A 24180-nucleotide genomic window follows, 5' to 3' on the forward strand; every position below is an offset into this window, starting at 1 on the left:
TCGCAGGCCGCTGTCGCTTCGAGCGGGTCTTCTTAAAAATACATTACGCAACCTCAGTATTTGGCAAGCATTCAGATGACGTCACCGGATGAAACCACGGCGGTCGAAGCCGAACAAACGGAAGAGTCGAAAAAACTGTCGCTGGAAGTGAAGGTCGAAAGCCCGAGCTCGTGCCAGCGTCACGTCACGGTGACCGTCTCGCATGAAGACGTCGATCGTTACTTCGACAAAGCCTTTGACGAGATGGCCCCCACGGCGGCTGTCCCCGGCTTCCGTCCCGGACATGCTCCGCGCAAGCTGGTCGAAAAGCGATTCCGCAAGGAAGTCGCCAATCAGGTCAAAGGCTCGCTGTTGATGGACAGCATGGCCCAGGCCAGCGACGAACAAAACTTCTCGGCGATTAGTGAGCCGGACTTCAAGTTCGACGCGGTCGAGCTTCCCGAAGAAGGCCCGCTGACGTTCGAGTTCGATATCGAAGTTCGTCCCGAGTTCGACCTGCCGAAATGGAAAGGCCTCGAGCTCAACAAGCCGGTCAAAACGTTCGAGAAGGCCGACATCGACAAGCATCTGGCAAAAGTGCTCGATCGCTTCAGCGAAATCGCCCCGATCGACGCTCCCGCCGAAATGGACGACTTCCTGACGTTGAACATCGTCAGCAAGCTGGACGGCAAAGAGATCGCTCGCACCGAAGAAATCAGCGTTCGCCTGCGTGACACGCTCAGCTTCCAAGACGCCAACTGGGAAGAATTCGGCAAGACGGTCCTCGGCGTCAAAGCCGGCGACAAAAAGTCGGGCAAAGCGACCGTCAGCGAAGAAGCCGCTAACGAAGATCTGAAGGGCAAAGAACTCGATCTTGAGATTGAAGTCCTGGAAGTGAAGCGTCTCGAATTGCCGGAAATGAACGCCGAGTTCCTGCAGAAGATCGGCAGCTTTGAAAGCGAAGGCGATCTACGCGATTTCGTCAAAGCCGACATGGAACGTCAGTTCGAGTATCACCAGCAACAACAATTGCGTGGCGCGATTACCGAACAGTTGATCAAAGACGCCGATTGGGACCTGCCGCCGGCACTCCTCCGACGCCAAGCCGGTCGCGAACTGGAACGAGCGATCCTCGATCTTCGTTCTTACGGTTTCGATGAAGATGCGATCCGCGGCTACGAAAATACGCTTCGCCAGAACAGCCTGCAGTCGACCGAAAAGGCGCTGAAAGAGCACTTTATTCTGGAACGGATCGCCGAAGAAGAAACGATCGAAGACGCTCCGGAAGACTACGAACGCGAGATCATGCAGATCGCCGCGCAAAGCAAGCAGTCGCCGCGAAGCGTGCGTGCTCGCCTCGAGAAGCAAGGCCTAATGGATACGCTTCGCAACCAGATCATCGAACGCAAGGTGATCGAGCTGATCACTGGCGAAGCGAAGTTCACCGAAGTTCCGGCGGAAGCGGACGCCCAAGCGAGCGTCTCGCCGATCGAATTCGCCATCACTGGCCAACCGGTCGAAGGCGATATTCCGGAAGCCCAGGAAGAAGGCAAAGAGGAAGCGTAAGCTCTTCTTTTTCTACCCTACAAAAAAAGCCGCTGGCGAATATGCCAGCGGCTTTTTTGTTTTCTTGAACCAGCGTCCCCAGCTTACAGCTTGGTGAGTGCGACGATCAGCAGCGCCAGCACCGCGACGCCAAGGCCGGCGTAACCGAAGATCGTAAACCAGTTTCGCATCCGATCGCGACGTCGCGCATCTTCGGTCCAACTGACGAAGTTCTGGGCGTTAAAGACCAGCGTCATCACACCAGGCAGGAAGCCTTGCTGGGTAAGTGGATCGCTGCCGGTCGCGGCCAGATACCAACCGGCGGGCATCCAATCGCCATGATGTTCTGGATAAAGTCCGCGAGTCAGAATACGCAGGATCGCGTCGCTGCGGCGGTCTAACGAGCTGACGAACTGGTAGAGCATTCGATTGCTTTCGATCTCGCGGCGTTGATCCCCGTGGAACGAATCGCGTTGGGCGAAGATCCGATAGACCAGGGCCGATGCAAGCGAACGATTGACCCACCGAACGCCGCTGTGCAAGATCTCTTTGATATTGCTGAAATCGGCGACCGGGATATTCGGCAATTCGGCGCCAAAGCGACGACGGCGATGTTCTTCCGGAAAACGACGAAGCAATTCGTCGCAGCCGTTGAATTGTTCGGCGTCACAGAAAATCGCCGTGACGGGACCGGCGACTTCGCTCGCTTGACGAACTTGCTGCAGATCATGCTGCATAAAGACCGCCGTTTGCTGCGCGACGGCCAGATTTTCGGTCGCATCGCCGGGGACCAACACGATCACCCCATTGTGCGTGCAATAGGGGGCGCGGGCATGGCGAATCAAGTCGATGACATAGTCGAGCCGATCGAGCGTTTCGTCAATCTCTTCTTTGGTGATCTCAACGGTCGTTTTGACTTCGGCTCGCGGCGTCGTCCGAATCATTGCGTTGGCCGAAGGTTCGGCGAAAGCTAACGCCAAGTTCGACTCGGCTTCGTCCAGTTTCGATTCGGCCGATACGGCGGTGCTTTCTAGTTTCTTCTGCGTCTTCGGCATGACGGCGACGCCAGAGCTCTCGCCGCTCAAAAAGTCGGAGTAGACAGGTTCGTTATACGGATCACTGCCGGCGACGACCACTTCCATCGGATTCGACTCTTCCGCTGCGCGGGCCATGTCTTGCAAACGTGAAGCTTGCAAGCCTAATAGCGACGCATCGCGCAGCGAAACGAAGACTCCCCGTTCATCGGCCCAAATGCGTAGCGGCGCGTCGGCGCCGCGCGGAGTCGGCGGCTGCGTAAGCGAAAGCCCGGCTGCGGAGCAAAAATTGGCGTCGCCGGCCGTCGTTTGGCCCAACACCAAAAACAGCGGCTCTTTGACCAATGAAACCCCATTACGCATCAGTTGTTCGGTCGCTTCGGTCCAGGCCTGGTCCAGATCAGGGTAGGGGGAAACGCTGACGCGTTGGCGCACCAGTCGCATCATCCACCAGACTTGCCAGCCCAATGCGTAGCCCAGCAAAAACAGAATCGGCAACCAACTAGAGCGGACGATGGTTGAAGGAAAGCGAACCGATTTTTCCAGTTCTAAATAGTCGTTCAGCCACCATAGCCCAATCAAAATGGCGACGATCGCCAGCCCATGGACCAGCCATAGCAGCAAGCGAACCGTCCCTTGAGCGCGGGCGGTTGCGGCGACAGGCGCGGTGATCAAATTGGCGAGACTCGCCAACGATTGCCCCATCGAACTAAGTATCTTCATGAACATCGCGTACGTTCCGTGTTTGAGGGTTAGCGGCCGAACCAGTCGACGACGACGAACGTGAGAAAAGGTGCGGCGACAAGCCCAACGACGCAAGCAGCGGCGATCATCGTTTGCATGCGGCCCTCGCCATGCAAGGGTCGAGCGTCGCACGACGGCGGGAGCTCCGCTTCTAGCGAAACTTGCAAGTCGTCGATGTCGCCAACGGCGACTCGAGCTCGCGAGATCCACGACATCAGCTTTTCAGGCTGCGCACGCATTTCGCCCCGAAATCCAAGCGTTACGCAAAGGTAATAGACTTCTAACGGATCGTGCTCGCCGTGACGCAGCGCCATTTCCGCTTCGTGCCAAAAGCGCCAAGCGCGATCGTTGGCGCCAAACAGATGCATCTCGATCTTTTGTTCGTTCCACGCATTCGTCGACTGGGGGCAGTCGGTAAAGATTTCATCCAACCAACACGCCAGCGCGTATTGCAGGTTAACCAACTGCTTCTCGCGACGCGTATGAACGACGGTTGCGATCGAGTCACGTTGCAATAGATCGAGCAGGACCACTTGTTCAAACTCAAGGTCCACCTTCTGCTGCGACTCGAGTCGACGGAGCAGATCGAGTCCGTAGTCCATTACGGCACGTACGTCTTCTGCCAAGGGAGATTGCATGGCGCGCGTCTCGTCTAGGGGGAAATAATTTGTACCCGGCGTGCCCGGCGGTGGGGCGATCCGATCAATTTCCGTTACAAGCGGCGGAGCCGAATTCGGCGACGGCATCCGCCGTTTGTAACGAATCGCAAGCGTTTCGGTATCTGCGTTTCACTCTTCAAAGCGAGGAGCGTCGCGGCGGATCCCAAGAAACGCTACGGCTGCGGTGGGTCTTACGTATCGGCATGGGCGCGGCGACAAATCGGCGAGATCGTCCGTGCGCTGCATAGGCGTGAGTTCGTTGCAATATAGGTCGCGGTATGGGACCAGTCGCCGGAGGTAAAAAATTTCGCGGCTTTTGCCCTGCGCCAATTCCTGACCTAACTTTGCCGGAACATCGATCGGTAACCCCCTACGGGTAACCGATCAGCACTCCCCAATATTCGCCCCTCCCCGCGGCGCACTCCCCCAACCAACCCACCAGCGACAATGGCCGAAGTAGACGTAGCCGAACTAATTTCGCCCGTCTCCGAAGATCGCCCAGCCGGCGATCCGGACGCCTATTCGCATCGTTTGCACGATCAATTTCGTGAATTACGCCGCGAAGAGGACGCCGACGACTTCGATGACGTCACGCGACCGGCCAACCTGAAGCAGGCCGATTGGGCCGGTATTGTCGATCTTGCTCGTAATTCGCTTTTGCACGACAGCAAAGATCTGCGAGTCGTCTGCCATTTGATCGAGGGTCTCGCTCGAACCGAAGGGATCCACGGCGTCGCCGCAGGACTTGACCTGCTAAAGAATCTCATTGAACAGCGTTGGGATAGTCTGAATCCGCCGCTGGATAACGGGCCAGAAGCTCGTCTTGCTCCGCTGGCCAATTTGCTGGATGACGAAGATCGCGGCGTGCTCTTTCCGCGAACGATTCGTCGCGTCCCGCTGCTCTCGAACAGCCAAGGGCAACTGACCGCCGTCGACTGGCTGCAATGGCAACAATCCAAGAACCCGGAAGAGCAAGCTTGTTTGTCGCGCATTCTGGCTTCGGCCACGCGAGACGATGTGCTGCACGCCGTCAAAGAAGCGCAGCGGTCGCACGACGCGGCCCGCGAAATCGCACGTCTGCTCGACGAACGACTCGGTTGTGATGCGACGGCGCTGTTGAATCTGCAAAAGGCGCTGGAGGAATGCCAACGTTTGTTGGCGGCCGAATTGGCCAAACGACCAGAACCAACCCCGGAAAGCGAAACCACGACCGCAGGCGAAGCGGGGGCCGATGGGTCCGCCGCCAACAACGGTCGCTCTGGCAACGTGGGCGACATCGTCGTTCGCCGCCAGGAACTTTATCGACAGCTTTCGGCGGCAGCCGATCTGCTGGAGCAAATTGAACCGAACAGCCCCGCGCCATTCCTTGTGCGTCGAGCTGTTCAACTCGGCCAGATGCCGTTTCCGCAATTGATGCAAGCCATCGTACGCGAGCAAACGGTGCTGGACGAACTACAACGGCAAATTGGCGATTCGCAGACGTCTGCGATCGCAAATTGATTCTCCGATTTCGTTTCGACGGCGAATTGACGCACCGCAGCGTGAGAGGCGGCTGCGATCGCGTAGCCGCCACAAACCCTTAAGGAAACTGACTGATGAGCGAAAGCCTGCAACACAAGCTTGATCGCGTGCGTCCTCCGCGCGTGCAAATTACGTATGACGTCGAGACCGGCGGCGCCATGGAAGTCAAAGAGCTTCCGTTGGTTGTCGGCGTGATGGCCGATCTTTCGGGTCAGCCGAAAGAAGCTTTGCCGGGCATCAAGCAACGCAAGTTTGTGCCGATCGATCGCGATAACTTCAACAGCGTTCTGGAAAAGAGCGGCGCTCGCGTCGCGATGCAGGTTCCGAACGTGTTGGAAGACGATAACACGAACCTCAGCGTCGAGCTGAACTTCAAAGACATGACCGACTTCGAGCCGACCAACGTCGCTCGCCAGGTTCCGGTCTTGGCCAATCTGCTCGAGATGCGTGATCGCTTGAAGCAACTGCTCAGCAAAATGGAAGGCAACGACGCTTTGTGCGGATTGCTGGACGACACGCTGGGTGACGACGCTGCTCGCGACACGATCAGCAAAGACCTTGGCGTCGAAGCTCCGACCGCCTAGTTCCCGTTCCGCAACAAACGCAACAAACGCAACGAAAGTAACAGGAGATACACATAATGGCTGCTGAAAACGAAACCACCGCCGGCGGAACGGCGACCCTAGAGCTGACCCTGTTGGATCAGATTCTGGAAAACACGCGTCCGCTCGACGACGCTGAAATGGAATTGAATAAGTCGTACATCGAAGAATTCGTGCGTCAGGCCTCTAAAGACCAGAACAAGGTCTCGAAGGACGCCGCCACGAAGATCAACTTCTGGATCGCCGAGCTCGACAAAAAGCTCTCGGCCCAGTTGAACGAAGTCATGCACCACGAGAAGTTCCAAGCCCTGGAAAGCAGCTGGCGCGGACTTAGCTTCCTGGTTCACGAATCGGAAACCGGCACGTCGCTGAAGATTCGCGTCATGAACGCGACCAAGCACGACCTGCTGAAAGACCTGGAGACCGCCGTCGAATTCGACCAGAGCGCGATCTTCAAGAAGATCTACGAAGAAGAATACGGCCAACTCGGCGGTCAGCCTTACGGTTTGTTGATCGGCGATTACGAGTTCTCGCGTCGTCCGGAAGACATCAACCTGTTGAAGCTGATGTCGAACGTCGCCGCTGCGGCTCACGCTCCGTTGATCTCGGCCGCTTCGCCGACGCTGTTCAATCTTGACAGCTTCTCGGATCTGCCGAACCCGCGTGACCTGGCCAAGATCTTCGAAGGTGCGACCCACACTTCGTGGCGTTCGTTCCGCGACAGCGAAGATTCGCGTTACGTCGCTTTGACTCTGCCGCACGTTCTGTCTCGCTTGCCTTACGGCGAAGAGTTCAAGAAGGTCGAAGAGTTCAACTTTGAAGAAGCCGTTGACGGCAAAGATTACCACAAGTATCTGTGGATGAACGCCGCTTGGGCTTATGGCGTCCGCATCACCAACGCCTTCTCGAAGTACGGCTGGTTCGCCAAAGTTCGTGGAGTCGAAGGCGGCGGTAAAGTGGAGAACCTTCCGGTTCACACCTTCCCGACCGATGACGGCGACATTGCGATGAAGTGCCCGACCGAAATCGCGATCAGCGATCGTCGTGAGTTCGAGCTGTCCAACCTCGGCTTCCTGCCGCTGTTGCACGCCAAGAACACGGATTACGCCGTCTTCATGGGCGCCCAAAGCGCTCAAAAGCCGAAGGTTTACTTCGACGACGACGCCAACTCCAACGCCGAACTTTCGTCGAAAATCAACTTCCTGCTGTGCGTCTCGCGATTCGCTCATTACCTGAAGGTCATGGCTCGCGACAAAATCGGCTCGAACCTGGAAGTCGCCGAAGCCGAACGTTGGTTGAACAGCTGGATCAGCAACTACGTTTGCGATCCCGCCACCGCCGGCGACGAGACCAAAGCGAAGTGCCCGCTGTCCGACGCTCGCGTTGAAGTTCGCGAAGTCAAAGGCAAGCCGGGCTGGTACGAAGCCGTCGCTTGGCTGCGTCCTCACTTCCAGCTCGAAACGCTCGAAGCCTCGATGCGTTTGGTCGCTGAAGTGCCGAAGCAAGGCTAGTTAACTATCGCGGGTCGCGCCGCTTTCGAGCGGCGCGCCTGCTTTTTCGCATTCCCAATATCCACACAAACTAACTGACATACGGAGCCAATATCATGGCAGTCGATTACTTCTTGAAAGTCTCGGACATCGATGGCGAATCGGGCGACTCGGTGCACGCCAAAGAAATCGAAATCTCGGAATTCAACTGGAGCGCTTCGCAGACCGGCACCTTCGCTCAAGGCGCAGGCGGCGGCGCCGGCAAGGTCCGCATGAACGATTTCGAGTTCATGACCCGCACCGGCAAAGCTTCGCCGAAACTGATGCTCGCTTGCGCCAAAGGGGATCACATTCCCGAAGTGACCCTCACCTGTCGTAAGGCGGGCGGCGGACAACAAGAGTTCTACATCATCACGATGAAGGACGTTTTGATCGCCCACTACCAAACCGGCAGCCATCGCAACAACGGTTCGACCGAAGAAGGTCAAGGCTACGATGACGGCCTGCCGCGTGACTTCGTGAAGTTGAACTTCGCGAAGATCGAATGCGAATATCGTCCGCAGAAGGACGACGGCAGCTTGGACAATCCGGTCAAAGCCGGCTACGACCTGAAGGCCAACAAGCCTGTCTAAGCGAACTCGTTCGCTCAACGCCAACATCGAAAGTCAGGCGCACCGCCGCCGCGGTCGCCTGATTTTCCTTATTTTTCCCGCTCGCCTCGACCGACGTCCGCTTCTTGACCCGCCGCAGGACGTTCAGCCAATACCTCCGCTCCCCTTACGGAGGCCCGGACATGCCGAGAACGACTCTCACTCCTGAACTAACGCCATCGATCTATGATCGCTTGGTGGACGCCTGTTTCGAGGTAGAGCCCGATAGCCGTGCGCAAAGCGTGCGCGGATTTGTGCTGGGCATCTGCCGCGATCTTGAAGACCTGCTGAACACCTCCGCGTCGCGTCCTGTGGACGAAATCGATGCGCTGGCGCTTCGCAACTCGGTCTTTTGCTACGGCGTTCCCGAGCTAACGCTGCATGATGGCGCCACGCGAGCCGACATGCTCGCTTTGGCGAGCGACATTGAAAACACGATTCGCCGCTTCGAACCTCGTCTCGACACGGTTCACGTCAACCTCGACGTTTCGAAGCAGAGCGTCTGGAATCGCATTTCGTTTGCGATAGAAGGAACGTCCAAAGCGTTGCCCAATGCGAAAATCCGCGTCGGCGCCGCGCTCAACCCCACCAACCGTCGCATTGAAGTGACGCCGAACGAATCATGAACGAAACGCTCTTCCCCTACTACGAACGTGAACTATTGCTCGCTCGCGAGCAATCGCAGCAGTTCGCGCGCAAGCACCCGGCCGCGGCCGGTCGTCTGCTTCTGGAAGCGAATCGTAGCCGCGACCCGCACGTCGAACGTCTGATCGAGTCGTTTGCGCTGATCGCCGGCCGCATTCAAAAGAAATTGGACGACGATTTTCCGGAAGTGACCGATGCGCTGCTCGAGGTTCTTTACCCGCATTACCTGGCGCCGATTCCGTCGATGACCACGGTCCAATTCCAGCCCGACCCAACCAATCCGCAAGCCTCCGGCGCCAAGATCGCCCGCGGCAGTCAACTCCGTACGCAGCGCGTGGGCGATGGCCCCTGCTTTTTCCGCACTTGCTACGACACGACGGTTTGGCCGGTCGAAGTGACTCACGTCGACACGCTCACGCCGCCGTGGAGCAATTCGTTAACCGTTCGCCGCGACGCGATGGCGGCGATACGCGTTCGCTTACGTTGCCAGGCTGACACGGCCTTTAGCACGCTGCCGATCGAGTCGCTGCGATTTCATTTGCACGGCGGCGATCAAGTTACCGCCAAGCTCTACGAATATCTGCTGAACCATTGCAATCGCGTCTCGATCGTCGCCGCCAACGACAATAAGGAAGAGACGCGCGTTAACTTTGAACCTCAGCAAGTGATCACTCCGGTTGGTTTTCAGCCCGAAGAAGCGTTGCTGCCGTCGGCCGCTCAAGGCCAGCCCGGCTATCAGCTATTAACCGATCTGTTCGCCTATCCCGAGAAGTTCCTCTACTTTGATCTGCATGGTTTTCGCAAAGCCGCCAAAGCAGGCTGGCAGCGTGAGATCGACGTTTGGTTCTTTTTCGACAGCATCGAACCGCTCGTCCATGGCGCGATTCATGCCGATACGTTCCAGCTTGGCTGCACGCCGGCGATCAACCTGTTTGACAAGATTTGTGAACCGATCGCGATCGATCATCGCCGCAGCGAGTATCGCATCACGCCGGACGTACAACGCCCCAACGACGTCGAGGTTCACTCGATTCGCCGCGTGACCACGCAAGGGACCGACGGAGACGTCGAGTTTCGTCCGTTTTATGCGATCGGGCACGCAAGTCGTTGGAATCCGGCGGCGCCCGACGAAGCCTATTGGCATCTGTCGCGGCGACCTTCGACTCAGCCGGGAGACGACGGCGACGATTCGTTCCTGCAACTCGTCGATTTGAACTTTGATCCCTGCCGCCCCGCGGACGCGGTCGCTACGGTGCAAGCCGTTTGCTCCAATCGCGATCTCCCGACCAAACTTTACAATCAATGGGGTTCGGCCGAATTCCAGTTGCAAGTCCCCGCGCCGATCAAAGCGACGCGCTGTTTGCGACAACCGACTCCGCCGCTGCGACCTCCGGTCGACAACGGCAATCGCTGGCGTTTGGTCTCGCACTTGTCACTCAATCACCTGTCGTTGACCGACAAGCATGGGATCGACAGCTTGCGTGAGATCTTGCGGCTGTACGATTTCTCGACCGATGGCAACGGCCATGAACGAGCGATTCGTAACCGCCAAATGATCGAAGGATTGCAGAAGCTGAAGTGCGATCGAACCGTCGCTCGCGTCGGCAGCTCGCTTAAAGGAGGCTTCTGCCGCGGCCTGGAGATTCGTATCGAACTGGATGACCAAAAGTATCACGGCGTCGGCTCTTACCTGTTCGCGTCGGTCTTAGAGCGATTCCTGGGATTGTACGTCAACATCAACTCGTTCACTCAATTGGTCGCCGTGACGCAACAGCGCGGCGTATTGAAACGCTTTGAACCTCGAGCCGGAGAGGCGATGCTCCTATGATCGCTTCCAGCCAACCTCCCCAACTGCGGGCGCCTGCCGGATCGGTCTTGGCGCGACTCTACAAAGAGCCGCAAACGTTTGACTTCTTCCAAGCGGTCCGCTTGCTAGAACGAAGCAATCAAGCGGAGCCGCACGAAGAACGGAGCCCTTGCGTTCGTTTCCGCGCTCACAATTCGTCCGCGTTTCCGGCCAGCGAGATTTACGACCTGGAAGCGTCGCCGGACGATCCGCAAGCCACGGAAATGACGGTCACGTTTCTCGGTCTGACCGGGCCGAGCGGCGTACTGCCGCATCACTATACCGAGATGCTGCTGCGACTGCATCGCGAACTGCGTGGTGACCACAAGTTCGCTCTGCGTGATTGGTTCGACCTGTTTAACGATCGCCTGACGCGGCTTTTTTATCGCGTCTGGGAAAAGAATCGCTTTTGGGTTCCTTACTCGCGGCGTGAATTTGAAAAAAAGTCTCCCGACGCGTTCACGCAAGGTTTGCTCAGCCTCGGCGGGTTCGGCTTGCCGACGCTACGGGATCGCCTGCAGCGCCCCAGCGACAATGCCGGCGTTAGCGATTTGGCGCTGCTTCGCTATAGCGGGTTGCTCGCCCAGCAACGCCGTTCGCCCGAGAACCTGCGGCGAATGCTGATCGACTACTTTCAGATCCCGATCGAGGTCAAGCCGTTGCAAGGTCAATGGCTCTCGCTGGACCAAAGCCAGCAAACGAAAATCGGCCGCTATCGACATAACCAACAATTGGGAAAAACGGCCGTATTAGGACGCCGCGTCTGGGAACTGCAACACAAGTTCCGCTTGCAACTTGGCCCCCTGACGCTCGATCAATTCAATGAGTTTTTGCCGGCGCCTCCCGAAATGGACGTCGCATCGCATCGTGGACAAGAAGCGTTATGTGGACAGGGGCAATGGTCGCTGGGTCAATTGACGCGCGTCTTTGTCGGACCGTCGCTCGACTTTGACGTACAACTCGTGCTCAAAAAAGACGAAGTCCCGCGAACGCAACTCTCTGGGCAGCCGGCCAAAGCGTCACGTCTGGGCTGGAACGCTTGGATCGGAACGCAACCTGCCAAAGAGGATCAGGCGAATGCTAGTTTCACGGTGGATAATTAGCGTCCACCGAGTGGACCGGACCGCGATGTTTTTTTCGTAGCCCGGGGCGCAAATTTTTGAGGTGGCGTTGTTTCAAGCCACGCGAACACCAGCCAGAGGCGCAAGCCGATGGATTGCGGCTGGTCGCTTCGATCGAAGTTGGTATCGCCAAACGCTTTCCATCGGCTCGCGCCTCTGGCTAGTATTGCATCCGACCTGCCGGCCGCGAGACTTCGTGAATTGTTTCACCATGTGGACTGGACCGCAGCGCGTTTTTTTTGAGCGGCGGACTGGACCGGACTGCGACGTTTTTTTCGTAACCCGGGGCGCAAATTTTTGAGGTGGCGTTGTTTCAAGCCACGCGAACACCAGCCAGAGGCGCAAGCCGATGGATTGCGGCTGGTCGCTTCGATCGAAGTTGGTATCGCTAAACGCTTTCCATCGGCTCGCGCCTCTGGCTAGTATTGCCTCCGACCTGCCGGCTGCGAAACTTCGTGAATTGTTTCACCATGTGGACTGGACCGCAGCGCGTTTTTTTTGAGCGGCGGACTGGACCGGACCGCGACGTTTTTTCGTAGCCCGGGGCGCAAATTTTTGAGGTGGCTTTTTTTCAAGCCACACGAACACCAGCCAGAGGCGCAAGCCGATGGATTGCGGCTGGTCGCTTCGATCGAAGTTGGTATCGCTAAACGCTTTCCATCGGCTTGCGCCCAGAAGCGTCCGGGATTTTCTTCGCAATTTCTTCACTTGCGCCAGCGACTTCAGTTTGTCATGATTTCGACATGCAGCCGAAATCGCGACAGCGCCGAACGAAACGGGAGTTGGCCGAATTGCCACTGTGGCCTGATCAGGTCATGGGGGGGAAGTTCGTGCGCTTATTGCAGAAGCAGCTTAGTGAGTTGCGGCGCCGTGACGATTCTCATGGCAATCGCGAGTTGTTTCTCGATGACGTCTTCGTCACTTACCTGCTCGCCTTTTTTAACCCAACGATTCGCACGCTGCGAACGATCGAAGATTTTAGTCAAACGCAGCAAGTCCAGCGGCATCTCTCGATTCAAAAAATCTGCCGCACTACGCTTTCCGACTTCCATCGACTCGTCGATCCTCAGCGGCTCGAGCCGATCCTGCAGGCGCTGCGCGAGCAGTTGAGCCGCAAAGAGGCCGGGCTCGGCCGCGCTGCGAACGACTTATCCGAATTGCTCAAGCGGACCGTCGCCGTCGATGGAACGTTTTTAGAAGCGGCGGCCGAGGTCGCGTGGGCCGTGCGCGGTTCAAATCAACATGGACGAGAAAATTCGTATATCCGACTCGATTTTCAAGTCGGCGTTACGAGTTGGGCGCCAGAGATGATTGTCGTCGCCGAACCGGGGCACAGCGAGTCGGCGTCGGCCGCGGCTAACGTGCAAGATGGTCGGCTTTATCTGTACGATCGCGGCTTCAGCGGCTTCGACGTCATCAACGCGCATTATCATCTGCAAAACGAATCTTGGACTCCCCGCGCGCAGTTCGTTATCCGTTACAAACCGGCTGGCGGCAATGCGCCGCACCTGGCTGACGCCGACGAAAATCCGCTAAGCGAAAAAGATCTCGCAGCAGGCGTCGTCAGTGATCGGCGCGGCCGTTTTCGCTCGTCGAAAGCAGCGCGACATATCGTTCTCGATGTGCCGTTGCGCGAGGTGATTATCGAGTATCAAGAGCAGGACGAAACGAAAACCGTGCGTCTGATTACGAACTTGCTCGACGTGTCGGCCGAAGTCATCGCCCAGCTCTATCAACAGCGCTGGCAGATCGAACTCTTCTTCCGCTGGTTGAAATGCTTCGCCAATTTCAATCACTTGATCAGTCATCACCGCTCGGGCGTGCTGCTCAGCTTCTACGTCGCGGTGATCGCGGCGCTGCTGACCTATCTGCACTTGGGACATCGTCCGAGCAAGTATATGTTCGTGATGCTGGAGCAAGTCGCCTGCGGCGCAGCGACGTGGGAAGAAATCGCGCCGATCCTACGCGAGCGCGAACGACAGCGTGACGTGGAACGAGCATCGGCCGCGAAGCGCCGCGCAAAAAAGAAAGCCGAGTCGTAATAAGCTGGCGTCTAACCCCGACGGCAAGCCGCGCCGCCGCCTGCGCGGATGTTGAACCGGCGCCGACCGCAAGATCAGCACACCAGCCTCTCATCCCAACACATGACGCACGCCAGGCGGCCGAAACGATGAAAAACCTGAAATCCCGGACGCTTCTGGGCTTGCGCCTCTGGCTAGTATTGCCTCCGACCTGCCGGCCGCGAGACTTCGTGAATTGTTTCACCATGTGGACTGGACCGCAGCGCGTTTTTTTTGAGCGGCGGACTGGACCGGACCGCGACGTTTTTTCGTAGCCCGGGGCGCAAATTTTTGAGGTGGCGCTTTTTCAAGCCACGCGAGCACCAGCCAGAGGCGCAAGCCGATGGATTTCGGCTGGCCGCTTCGATCGAAGTTGGTATCGCCAAACGCTTTCCATCGGCTCGCGCCTCTGGCTAGTATTGCCTCCGACCTGCCGGCCGCGAGACTTCGTGAATTGTTTCACCATGTGGACTGGACCGCGGCGCGTTTTTTTTGAGCGGTCGAGTGGACCGGACCGCTGCTGCTTTTCGAAGCACAAATTGTCAAAGAGCGTCGTGTGCCCACCGAGTAGGTTGCGTCAAGACGCAACAAGCCCTGCTGACTAGGCATGGAATAGGTTGCAGCGCCTCGACGCATACCCTGCCCGACTATCTCTTCTCGCCGCACGGCAATCGACCACGGATCCGTGCGTACTGTCAATCGACAATTGCTGACTGCGCACCCTACCCGACATTACCATGTATCGCGGCCCACCCATGGATGAAGAGCGGGGAAACCCCGTGCCGGTATCGCGAAGCGGAATCCCTCGCTTCCGCTTTTTGGCAGGTTCGCCAGAAATAGAACGCGGATGCCAAGGAGAAGGGACGGTAAGAAACGAGATCCTACCAACTTGTTCAACGAGACTCGCTCCCTTTCATTATTGCGGGGAGATGCTTTTCGGGCGGACCTAGTCGATGGGCTTTGATCTTGATTTCCGACCGTGTTTTCCCGCTCTTCATCCATGGCTCGGCCATGTTCTATTCTTCGCTTCTTCAAATAGAGCAACTTCAAAACGGGCGCAACGCGCCATCAAGAAAACGAAAACGGGCGACGGTCGTGGCAACCGTCGCCCGCTTCCTTCCCCGTCATTATGGTCGTTTGATTACTTCTTGAGCGTCTTGGCGGCCTGGACGATCTTCAGGAACTCGCCGCGATAGCTATCGTCGCCGACGTTGTTGCTGACCAGTTCGGTGATTTCGTCCAAATTCACTTTCGCGTCCTGGTCTCCTGCTCGCAGCAACATGCCAAACATCGCGACTCCAGCGGCAAATTGGAAATCGCCGCTCGCTTGGGCGAAACGATTCCCTGAGTCTTTGACCCCGACCGATATCAACGAGCTTTCGTCTTCGTCAGGCTGTTTGTAGCGAATCTTCAGCGTCAGCAGTTCGTCGCTGTCAGCGGCCGGCGTCACGTCGCGGGTCGCTTGATATTTCAGATCGTCCACCTTGGCGGTCGTGACCGGCGATTCGACCGAAGCCGGGACGATTTCGTAGAACGCTGTGACGCAATGTCCGGCCCCGATTTCGCCGGCGTCTTTTTTGTCGTCGTTGAAATCTTCATTGGCGAGCAGACGATTTTCGTAGCCCACCAAGCGATAAGCGGCGACTTTGGTCGGGTTAAATTCGATTTGAATTTTCACATCCTTCGCAATCGTCGTTAGCGTACCGCTCATCTGTTCGACCAACACTTTTTTCGCTTCGGTGATCGTATCGATGAACGCATAGTTGCCGTTCGCTTTGCCCGAGAGCTCTTCCATCATCGCATCGTTGTGGTTGCCGGTTCCAAAACCCATCACGCTGAGGAAGACGCCGGACTTCGCTTTGTCGGCCGCCATCGTGACCAAATCGCTGGTGCTGGTGACGCCAACATTAAAGTCGCCGTCGGTGCACAGGATCACGCGATTGACGCCTCCCTTGATAAAGTTCTCGGTTGCGGCCTGGTAGGCGAGTTCGATCCCTTGCCCGCCGTTGGTCGAACCGCCGGCCTGCAGTCGATCGAGCGCCTCCATGATGGTCGACTTGTCATCGCCGTTGGTGCTATTAAGCACCATGCCGGCGGCGCCGGCGTAAACGACGATCGCGACTTTGTCGTTTTCTCCCAACTGATCGACCAGCAGCTTCATTCCTTGCTTCAGCAGCGGCAGTTTCCGCGCGTTATTCATCGAGCCGGAGACGTCGAGCAAGAAGACCAGATTGCTGGCCGGGCGCTCGGCGTTGGCGATCTCTTTTCCCTTGATGCCGATCCGCACTAAGCGATGCTCCGCGTTCCAAGGGCAAGCCGCCGCTTCCACATTCGCGGCGAAGGGTTTCTGGTCCGTGGGGGTCGCGTAGTCGTAGGTGAAGTAGTTGATCAACTCTTCCACACGTACCGCGCCTTGCGGCGGCAGTTGGTGGTAATCGATCAGGTAAGAGCGAATCTTTGAATAGGAAGCGGTATCGACGTCGATCGAGAAGGTCGACAGCGGCTCGTCCGCCACCGCACGGAACGGGTTGTTCTCGACATAGGCGAACTTGTCGCCGCCCACCCCGGGGCCTTCTCCATGACCGGCGATTCCATCTAGCTGCGGCATGAAACCAGGCGCGGCGTTTGGCTGTTCAATGCCCAATCGACGGGACTCTGTCGGCAGGGTCGCCAACCGGTCTTGTCGGGCATCGCTTCGGACCTTGCCTGCTTCTTTTTCTCGGCCGGCGACCCGATCCCGATTCATCTCTACCGCTCGCGCCGCCGGCACTGGTTGACTCGCGACAGCGGAAAGCTCACTCGCCGGCTTGGCCTCTTGCTTGACGGACTTGTTGTTATCGGCGTAAACCGCTTCGGCTACCTTCTCCTCTCGTTCCGCGTCCAACACAACGACTGGACTCGACGAAGGCGCCGTCGCACTCGGCGCATTAGGATTTTGGTTCTGCCCGACTTGCGGCCGACAGCCGCAGACGGCGGCGACCGCCAGCAGCAATACAATTCTCGAAACTCGCATTCGATTCTCCCTCGAAAAGCTGGGCTGCGCCGGCGCTAATACGAACGCGGGCAGGGGAATGTCTTGATTCACCCAGCTAGACGAGGGTCGCAGCGCTACGGTTTTGGAGAATTTTCGCGAGCTTCTTTTTGCGCGAGCAGCGATGCGACCAATTCTGGATGGCTCGCGGCCAGATTCTCGGTTGGATCGGCTGTCTCCCGCAGGTCGTACAGTTCCACCGTTGGCCCATCTTCCTTGGATTGTTTCACAATCAAACGATGTGTCGGCGAACGGACCGAGGTCCCGCCGCCCCAGTAGCTGAGCGAAACTTCATGCACCTGGTCGACCTGACCGGTTAAAACCGGACGCAAACTTTTGCCGTCAAGCGGGTTGGCCGTTTGCGTAAAGCGCGGCTCGCACAGGTCGATCAATGTGGGATAAAGATCGATCGAGTCGACTATCGCATCGCTGACGCTACCCGGCTTGGTGACTCCTGGCGCACGGACAATCAACGTGCTGCGGACCGTACGTTCGTAAAGCGCATGCTTGCCCCACATCGCGTACTCGCCCAGATGCCAACCATGATCGCCCCAGACGACGACAATCGTATTTTCGGCCAGGCCGAGACGATCGACCTCATCCAACACTTTGCCGATCTGACGATCGACATACCGCACGCAGGCCAGGTAACCGCGTTTGGCGGTCAGCGCATCTTCTTTCGCGAGCGGATGTGACTTTTCGTACGGAGCGTCGTACCGATAGAACTCGCCGCTGCCAGACCAAAACTCCGAGTTCAATTTCTCCGGCGCCGTAGGAGGCGCGACCTCGCGCTCGGCGATCGCATCCCAATCTTGTTTGGTCGCGACAAACGGCAGATGCGGCTTGATGAAACCAAGCCCCAAAAAGAACGGCTCGTCTCGATCTTTCAACTCGCCCAGCTTTTTGATCGCCGCATTGGCCAACATGCCATCGGGCAAATCTTCGTCGCGCGTCGCGGTGAACTCCAGCAAGTCTTGGCGTCCGGTTCCATCTTCCCGGTGGCTTCCTCCTTCGTAACCAAAGAAGACTCCCCAACCTCTTTTCCAGGGACCGTACGGAGTCGCCAGCTCGTCCCAAGCACCCGGCATCTCGTCTCGTCCATCCCCTTTGCCGTCATATCCAAACACCTTGCCATCGGCGGTGTGCGAGATCTTGCCGATGCAAACGGTGTGATAGCCGTTGCGACGGAAAAGCTCTGGCATCGTTTGCGCGCCCGGCAATTGCTGGGGCGAAAGTTTGTTCCTGCCGGAATAGAACGCGGTGTTCGCCATCGCGCGGGTATTCACCGGACTGCGCCCGGTCAAAAGCGCAAAGCGAGACGCTCCGCAGGTCGGGACTTGAACATAGTGCCGTCGAAACAACATCCCTTGCGCCGCCAATTGATCCAGACGAGGGCTTTCGACATAGGGCAATCCATAGCAGCCCAGCTCGGTCCGCAAGTCGTCCACGGCGATCAGCAAGACATTGGGCTGCTTTTCGGCCGCGACAACCGACGTAGCGACAAAGAGAGTTAGCGCCGCAAAGAGATAATAGGGACGTGAGAACATAGCGAGACTCCGCAAACAGGTGGGGCCGAAGGGTCCCACTATCTTAGTCAAATTGTCACGGAATGTCGCGGCGCACGGGGGGAAGCGCAGCGCAACGCTTGTCGCGCGACGAAAGAGCGCGTAGAGTTGAGCGGCGCCTTTGTTCCTTCCGCCGCAAGAGATGACGCCATGACGAGCAAATATATCGAATCCCTGGTCTCCGATCCGATCGCAAATTATCCCGCCGCGACGGTCGCCAGTTTCGATCCGACCCGCGGCGATCTGCCGCGTCGAGAACTTGATCCAGAGCGTCTGGTCGCCTACCTGGAGAATCTGGCGCATGCCGGCGCGGCGGCCGTCTTGCTAGCCGCATCAACCGGACAAGGGCATCTGCGGACCGTGGACGAACTAGCCCAATGGTTCGCCGCAGCGGGCAAGGCCAAGGTCGGCGAGATGGTGAAGATGGCCCTGCTTCGTCCCGAAGATGGCGAAGAAGCGAACGCGCGGCTTTTGGACGTCATCGTCGAGCAAGAGATTCCCGTCGTCTTCTTGCGTCCCGGCGCCAATCTGCCGGCCGGCGCTAGCAATGCGGAAGTGGTCGACAACATGGCGCCGCTGCTGAAACAAACGGCTGCTGCGGGGCGCGCTATCGGCGTCTATTCGATCTCGGATGTCAGCGGCGTGCCGTTAACGGCCGCCGCGACCGAACAACTGCTCGACCTGCCAGGCGGAGAGCGAATCGTCGCCGCCAAAATCACCGAAGCCGACTACGACGCTAGCACGCTGCAATACTTGAATAGCCCGCGACTGACAAAGCTGAAGATCGTCCAAGGCTGGGATCCGCATCTCGCCCGAGCGCTGCAAGACGGGCCGAAGCACGACATCGAAGGTCGCCAGCGCGTAGGAGTCACATCCGGTCCGATGTCGCTCGCCGTCTATCAATACAAGTTTTTACTGCAAGCCGCCGCCGAGCAGCGCTGGAACGAAGTCGCGCAGTCGCAAGCGGCCGTTACGGCGCTCTTCGCCGCGATGCAAGACGATCCGCAAAAGTTCGCCGACTTGCAACGCGCCAAAGTGATTATGGGCCTTGGCCAACCGCTGGTCAGCGAGGTAACGGACGAACAGATCAACCGCGTCTTCACCGCGCTCGAAAGCTTACCCCGCGCCGAAGACCGCCGCCGTTTGGCGTGGAGTCTCGACCTGATGGAAGACGGGCCGTATCACGAGCGATTGGCGGCGCTGGCCGACGCGACGTAGCGTTTTTAATTCCTCTTCGTAGCCCGCCAGCGCGAGTTTTGTTTTGAAATTGTGCTATTTCGAACCATTCGCGCAACTTCAAACCTCACGTCGTGAGCGAAGGTGACATTTTTTTCGGGTGCGCCTACTTCGTGGGAATCACGTTCAACGTGTAATGCGCTTCGGCCGGGAAGAGCTTCTTGCCTTCGCCGGCGACGCTGTCATCGACATGCAACTCGTACACGAATCCGGCGCGTAGCTCTTCCAGCCGCAAGCGGACTTCCCGTTTGTCGGCGCTGACTTCGAGCAGGTCGATCGTCTCAGGGCGCGAGTCAATATCGTCGCCGCCATACGCAGGCGTGGACTGACGACGATACGAGTTGAGCGTATAGCTCCGCTTGTCGGCGGCGGCCGGTGCGTTGATCGGTTGCGTAAAGCGAATCACAAAGCCGTCGCTGGTCGCGCGGACTTCATCGATTCCGCTCGGCATCGTCGTTTCCTGCGGTCGCATCTTCACCAGCGAGCCGACGTTGGCGCCTCCGCCCCAGCCGCCTTCGCGCATGTTGCCGATCACCAATTCTCCGCTCGGCGAGACGGCGCAGGCGATCGGCCCGAGCAGCGCGTTCTTCACCTCGTCGCCGGGATCGTGGGTAAAGGGATAGATCGCTCCTTGAATGGCGTCGCCCACATGATCCAGACTCATGCGAACCAATCGTCGCGTGTCGTACTCGCAGCCGATCAGGTCGCCTTCAAACGGGCCGAAATAGTCTTCGTTGATCTGTCGCCGCAGCGCCGCCGGCGTTTCTAAGAAACAGATGCCGTTCACGCTGCGCGTCCAAGGATGCGGAATCGCGATCGCCGGCGTCGTCTCTTCCGGCGCAAAGCCGGGCCGGCGGTCGATTTTGTTGATAAATCCGTATCGCTTGCCCGGCACGATATGGTTCAATTCGTTGAAGGGGTTGTAGTTCCCTTGATTGTCGGTGACAAACAGTTCGCCAGCTTGGTTTCGAGCGATCCCAATCGGAAAGCGATGTCCCGCAGTAAGTTCTTCAATCTTAAAATAGCTCGGATCGTCGGCGGTCGGCTTGCGCGGGATCAGCTTCAGCACGACTCCGCGCCACTTGGAAGCGGCCTGCGAGCGGCCATCTTGCTGACAAGCGGTCGAGACGTAGTAGGCGCCGTCACTATCTTGCGGCAGTCCCATCGCCCAATCGTGATAGTCGGCCGTATGTCCCCAACCATCGACCAGCGTTTCGATCCGCTCGACATGTCCGGCGTCGTCGTGGAAGATCCGGAGCAACGAATATTTGTTGATCACATCGAGATAGCCTTCGTAAGCAGCCAGACCAAACGGCGCCGCCAACTCGATATCAAGCGGGATCAGCGTTTCTTGTTTTCCATCTCCATCGGCGTCGCGGACCAGCCAGATTCGCCCCTTGAGCGACGCGACCACCATGTCCCCGTTCGGCCGCCAGGCGATCGCCGTCGGCATCAGTTCGACCGTCAGCGGCAAGCGCTGCGCTGACCAACCCGGCGTGATCGTCAACTCGGCCGCCGCGGCGATCGACGGCTCCAACTGCGGTCGCGGCGGATAGCGATCTGTAGGCAAGCTCGATAGATAGCGGGCCGAAAAGTTCGCTTCCTGACCGGCCGGCGCGATTTGCACGACGCCGGACGCCAGCAGCTTGGCGTCGCCGGCGACCGAGATCGACAGTTTTTGTTTGGCGATCGTCAGCGTATCGCCGCTGATTTCGGCCGTTTGCGTCTGTTTAGAATCGAGCAACCGCAGCGCCAGTTGATAGCCGGATGGCGTCTGTTTGACTTGGAACGAGCGAACGAATCCATGGGCCCCTTGTTCGTCCCAGATCGGCGTGATGGTTTGTCGCACTAGCACCGTTTGCGGATTCTCTTTGCCAAACGTCAGACGATAGTCGGCCGAAACGCCGCCGTCGCTGTTGCGCCGCCAACGGTCGACGCTGGTGATAAACTGGCCCGTCGTCTGTGGCGCGAGCGACTTTCCGTTGGGCTGAACCAGCGCGAGTTCCGGCGTATCATCACCGACGGCCAGCAACTCGGCCCCGGCCAATTCCCAGAACCATGATTTCCCTTCGCTCCGCTCATACGCGGCGTCCCCTAATGTCCACGACGCCAGACGACCTGTTTCGAGATCAAACAACACGTTGTGCCGGTTCGGCAATCCAACGAGCAGCGGCTTGATGAATTGCAAATTGCGATCGACGTCGCGCAGGACGTCGGTCAACACCAGCGCGGTTTCGTTATCGCTGACGATACCGCTGCGGCGGGCCACGCGCACCGGGTTCGGTTTCGGCGGCTGAAAGCCGGGCGTGTTCAACACGCGCCAGACGGCGGCCAGTTGATCATCGATCTCGTCATGCAACACGCCGCTAACCGGAACTGTCACGCTCGGCATTTCCATCTGCGGCACGATGCGCGCCGGTTTTCGCACCCAACGATCAAACCAGTCGCGCCGAATCCGATCTCCCAACATCGAGAGAGTCGGCCCCTTTGCGTTAAGCGGCGCGTCCGACGGCCGCCAATCGCCGACCGCATGGCAGCTGGTGCAGTTGAACCCGTCGCCGCCAACTAGCCGCTCGCCGGCGATCGCCAGCGCCGCTGGATCGACTTCCGACGGGCGCCCTACCAGCGGATGTGCGGGGATCCGATCTTGTTCGACCAGATAGTCCTTGATCGCGGTCAACTCCGTATCCTGGAGTCGGAACCGCGGCATCTGCACTTTGAGCCAAGGACGATGGACCGGGTCTTTACGCAGAATGATGTCCATCAGCGCCTGGTCATGCAGTTTGTCTCCCACGCTGTTGAGTGATGGAGGAGTGAGCGTAGGCAATACCGCGCTGAGCGCCGAATCGGCGGCCGCCGCCTGCGCGGCGATTGGCGCTAAGCCTTTGCCGACGCCGCGAGCATGACACGCAAGGCAATTACGCTCGCGGACAATTTGAGCGCCGGAAATTGCGGCCGCAGCGGTTCCCTTATCCGGCGCCTTCTGACGCAGATAGATCCGAATCGCTTCCTGTTCATCCGCCGACAGGAGATAGCCGGGATGCTTTTCGACGGTGGGCGCCGCCAGGCAAGCGTCATGCCACAAGTCGCCAGAGGTCAAAGTCGATAACGGCTTCCGCTGGTCGTCTTTCAAATCGCCTGGCAAGCGGTGACATGCGTCACAGCGATTGGCCAGGACAAGGTCGCGGCCTTGCTTCACTTTGAGCGAGTTTGGCTTTTTCTGCGGCGTCGAAGCGAGTTTGCCCGACTTCGAGAGCGTCGCCAGGTAGGCGGCTAAATGCTTGCGAGAATCGCCATCGAGTTGATAAACGGGCATCCGGTGATCGGCGTTCAACGCCGCTGGGTCTTCCAGCCATTTGGCGAAAAAGTGGGGCGGTCGCTTGGCGGCGATATCGCTGAGGTCCCCTCCGCTAAAAGGTCCGGCCGCGCCCAACTCTCCCACGCGATGACAGGCCAAACAGCCGAGCGACTCAAACATTCGTTTGCCGCTACCGACCGAGCCCCCCTTGTCAGGCTTTCCTTTTGCTCCCACCATGTCCGACTCGGCCACCAGATACGCGGCGATCGCTTCGGCGTCCCCTTGGGGCAGGTTGTAGTGCGGCATCTTGCGGGTCGATGCGTCGCTTTCGTTGGCGGCGCTCATCAGTCGATCGACAATCCAAGGTTGCGACAGATGACCGGCGACCCGGTTCAGCGCCGGTGCTGGAAGTTCGGCCGAGCGATCTCCACCATGGCAAGCGCCGCAGCGATGCGATCGCACTAGATCTCGCCCGGTGTCAAACGGCTGTGCGAACGTATCGTCAATTTCATGGAAGAGCCACTCCGGCGTGATCGGCTCTAGCGTGTAATCGGGCCCGGCCCAATAGATGGCAATCTGCGCGTCGGGGGATGTTTTCGTGAATTCGACCTGCAGCGGGTGCCAGTCAAACTTCAGATCAATCGATTCGGCGGTCAGCCAACCCGGCCTCTTCGCTTCGGCGTCCAGCACGACTTCGTCTTCGATCAGGATCCGGACTTTCCCTTGCGCGTAAACATACAGCGTGTAAGGGCCCGGCGTTTTGGTCAGCAGCAATCCGTCCCACTTGGCGGCGAACTTGCCGCCGCTCACCCGAGCGTCGGGCGCCGCAGCGCCAAAGTGGAATGCGATCTGCGGATCGATCCGGCGACATTTTGTTCCGTCGGCGGCGACGTAATCGGCGATCAACCCCGAAGCGAACTCATCTTCAAATTGGGCCGAAACAAGCGAAACCGAACCGCAAACAAACAAGCAGACGACGGCGAAAATGCGATAGGCAGGCATGATGAACCGCAAATAAGGAAGGAGGATAGAGCGGGGTCTACGGCGTTTCCAGTCTACTACGCCGCAACATGAATTGCACTTGATCTCTCGTGATATTAAAAATAAACGAAACCCGTTAAAAGCCCAGGCGTTCGCAAACGGTTTCCGCCTGG

Annotated in this window: 15 protein-coding genes; 10 read left to right on the forward strand and 5 right to left on the reverse strand. The window is 58.2% G+C overall.

All coding sequences use genetic code 11. From position 1 onward, the window contains the following. The first annotated feature begins 75 nt into the window (after nucleotides 1–75). Nucleotides 76–1545 carry a trigger factor gene (gene tig, locus DSM3645_RS27030; RefSeq protein ID WP_002655855.1) on the forward strand — a complete coding sequence of 490 codons (1470 nt, stop codon included), beginning with the start codon at nucleotides 76–78 and terminating at the stop codon, nucleotides 1543–1545. 83 nt (nucleotides 1546–1628) lie between these two features. Here tig and DSM3645_RS27035 read toward each other — a convergent pair whose 3' ends face one another. Both DSM3645_RS27035 and DSM3645_RS29105 read right to left on the reverse strand, forming a co-directional pair. Next, nucleotides 1629–3287 (reverse strand): type VI secretion protein IcmF/TssM N-terminal domain-containing protein, encoded by a 1659-nt coding sequence (locus DSM3645_RS27035; RefSeq protein WP_081445027.1) that lies wholly within the window; start codon nucleotides 3285–3287, stop codon nucleotides 1629–1631. 23 nt (nucleotides 3288–3310) lie between these two features. Then, nucleotides 3311–3940 carry a DotU family type IV/VI secretion system protein gene (locus DSM3645_RS29105; RefSeq protein WP_002655857.1) on the reverse strand — a complete coding sequence of 210 codons (630 nt, stop codon included), beginning with the start codon at nucleotides 3938–3940 and terminating at the stop codon, nucleotides 3311–3313. Between the two features lie 468 nt (nucleotides 3941–4408). Between DSM3645_RS29105 and tssA the strand changes: the two genes are divergently transcribed. From tssA to DSM3645_RS27090, 8 genes are all read left to right on the forward strand, one after another. Next, nucleotides 4409–5461, forward strand: a complete 1053-nt coding sequence (gene tssA / locus DSM3645_RS27050; RefSeq protein WP_002655859.1) for a type VI secretion system protein TssA — start codon at nucleotides 4409–4411, stop codon at nucleotides 5459–5461. 95 nt (nucleotides 5462–5556) lie between these two features. Beyond that, nucleotides 5557–6066, forward strand: a complete 510-nt coding sequence (gene tssB, locus DSM3645_RS27055; RefSeq protein WP_002655860.1) for a type VI secretion system contractile sheath small subunit — start codon at nucleotides 5557–5559, stop codon at nucleotides 6064–6066. Nucleotides 6067–6122: 56 nt separating this feature from the next. Next, complete coding sequence (gene tssC, locus DSM3645_RS27060) at nucleotides 6123–7595, forward strand: type VI secretion system contractile sheath large subunit (protein ID WP_002655861.1); 1473 nt, start codon at nucleotides 6123–6125, stop codon at nucleotides 7593–7595. A 95-nt stretch (nucleotides 7596–7690) separates the two neighbouring features. Further along, on the forward strand, nucleotides 7691–8206 hold the full coding sequence (locus DSM3645_RS27065; RefSeq protein ID WP_002655862.1) for an Hcp family type VI secretion system effector: 516 nt from the start codon (nucleotides 7691–7693) through the stop codon (nucleotides 8204–8206). Between the two features lie 161 nt (nucleotides 8207–8367). Continuing rightward, on the forward strand, nucleotides 8368–8850 hold the full coding sequence (gene tssE, locus DSM3645_RS27070) for a type VI secretion system baseplate subunit TssE (RefSeq protein ID WP_002655863.1): 483 nt from the start codon (nucleotides 8368–8370) through the stop codon (nucleotides 8848–8850). Beyond that, nucleotides 8847–10697: a type VI secretion system baseplate subunit TssF gene (gene tssF / locus DSM3645_RS27075; RefSeq protein WP_002655864.1), complete on the forward strand. Its 1851-nt coding sequence runs from the start codon at nucleotides 8847–8849 to the stop codon at nucleotides 10695–10697. The genes tssE and tssF overlap by 4 nt, the downstream gene beginning before the upstream one ends. Beyond that, the gene (tssG, locus tag DSM3645_RS27080; RefSeq protein ID WP_002655865.1) at nucleotides 10694–11818 is read left to right on the forward strand and encodes a type VI secretion system baseplate subunit TssG; all 1125 of its coding nucleotides are present in this window, start codon (nucleotides 10694–10696) and stop codon (nucleotides 11816–11818) included. The genes tssF and tssG overlap by 4 nt, the downstream gene beginning before the upstream one ends. A 761-nt stretch (nucleotides 11819–12579) precedes the next feature. Beyond that, a complete protein-coding gene (locus DSM3645_RS27090) occupies nucleotides 12580–13878 on the forward strand; it encodes an IS4-like element ISBlma1 family transposase (protein WP_002652236.1) in 1299 nt (432 codons plus the stop codon). Between the two features lie 1159 nt (nucleotides 13879–15037). Here the strand turns inward: DSM3645_RS27090 and DSM3645_RS27100 are convergent. Both DSM3645_RS27100 and DSM3645_RS27105 read right to left on the reverse strand, forming a co-directional pair. Beyond that, on the reverse strand, nucleotides 15038–16909 hold the full coding sequence (locus tag DSM3645_RS27100; RefSeq protein WP_116344580.1) for a vWA domain-containing protein: 1872 nt from the start codon (nucleotides 16907–16909) through the stop codon (nucleotides 15038–15040). A 95-nt stretch (nucleotides 16910–17004) separates the two neighbouring features. Continuing rightward, a complete protein-coding gene (locus DSM3645_RS27105) occupies nucleotides 17005–18474 on the reverse strand; it encodes a sulfatase (RefSeq protein WP_002655870.1) in 1470 nt (489 codons plus the stop codon). 168 nt (nucleotides 18475–18642) lie between these two features. On the opposite strand from DSM3645_RS27105, the gene DSM3645_RS27110 reads away from it, so the two are divergent. Beyond that, nucleotides 18643–19710 carry a hypothetical protein gene (locus tag DSM3645_RS27110; RefSeq protein WP_002655871.1) on the forward strand — a complete coding sequence of 356 codons (1068 nt, stop codon included), beginning with the start codon at nucleotides 18643–18645 and terminating at the stop codon, nucleotides 19708–19710. A 124-nt stretch (nucleotides 19711–19834) separates the two neighbouring features. Here the strand turns inward: DSM3645_RS27110 and DSM3645_RS27115 are convergent, their stop codons facing one another. Continuing rightward, on the reverse strand, nucleotides 19835–24028 hold the full coding sequence (locus tag DSM3645_RS27115; protein WP_002655872.1) for a PA14 domain-containing protein: 4194 nt from the start codon (nucleotides 24026–24028) through the stop codon (nucleotides 19835–19837). Between the last annotated feature and the right edge of the window lie 152 nt (nucleotides 24029–24180).

Origin of the sequence: Blastopirellula marina DSM 3645 (genome assembly GCF_000153105.1) — a bacterium.
GTDB classification, from domain to species: domain Bacteria; phylum Planctomycetota; class Planctomycetia; order Pirellulales; family Pirellulaceae; genus Blastopirellula; species Blastopirellula marina.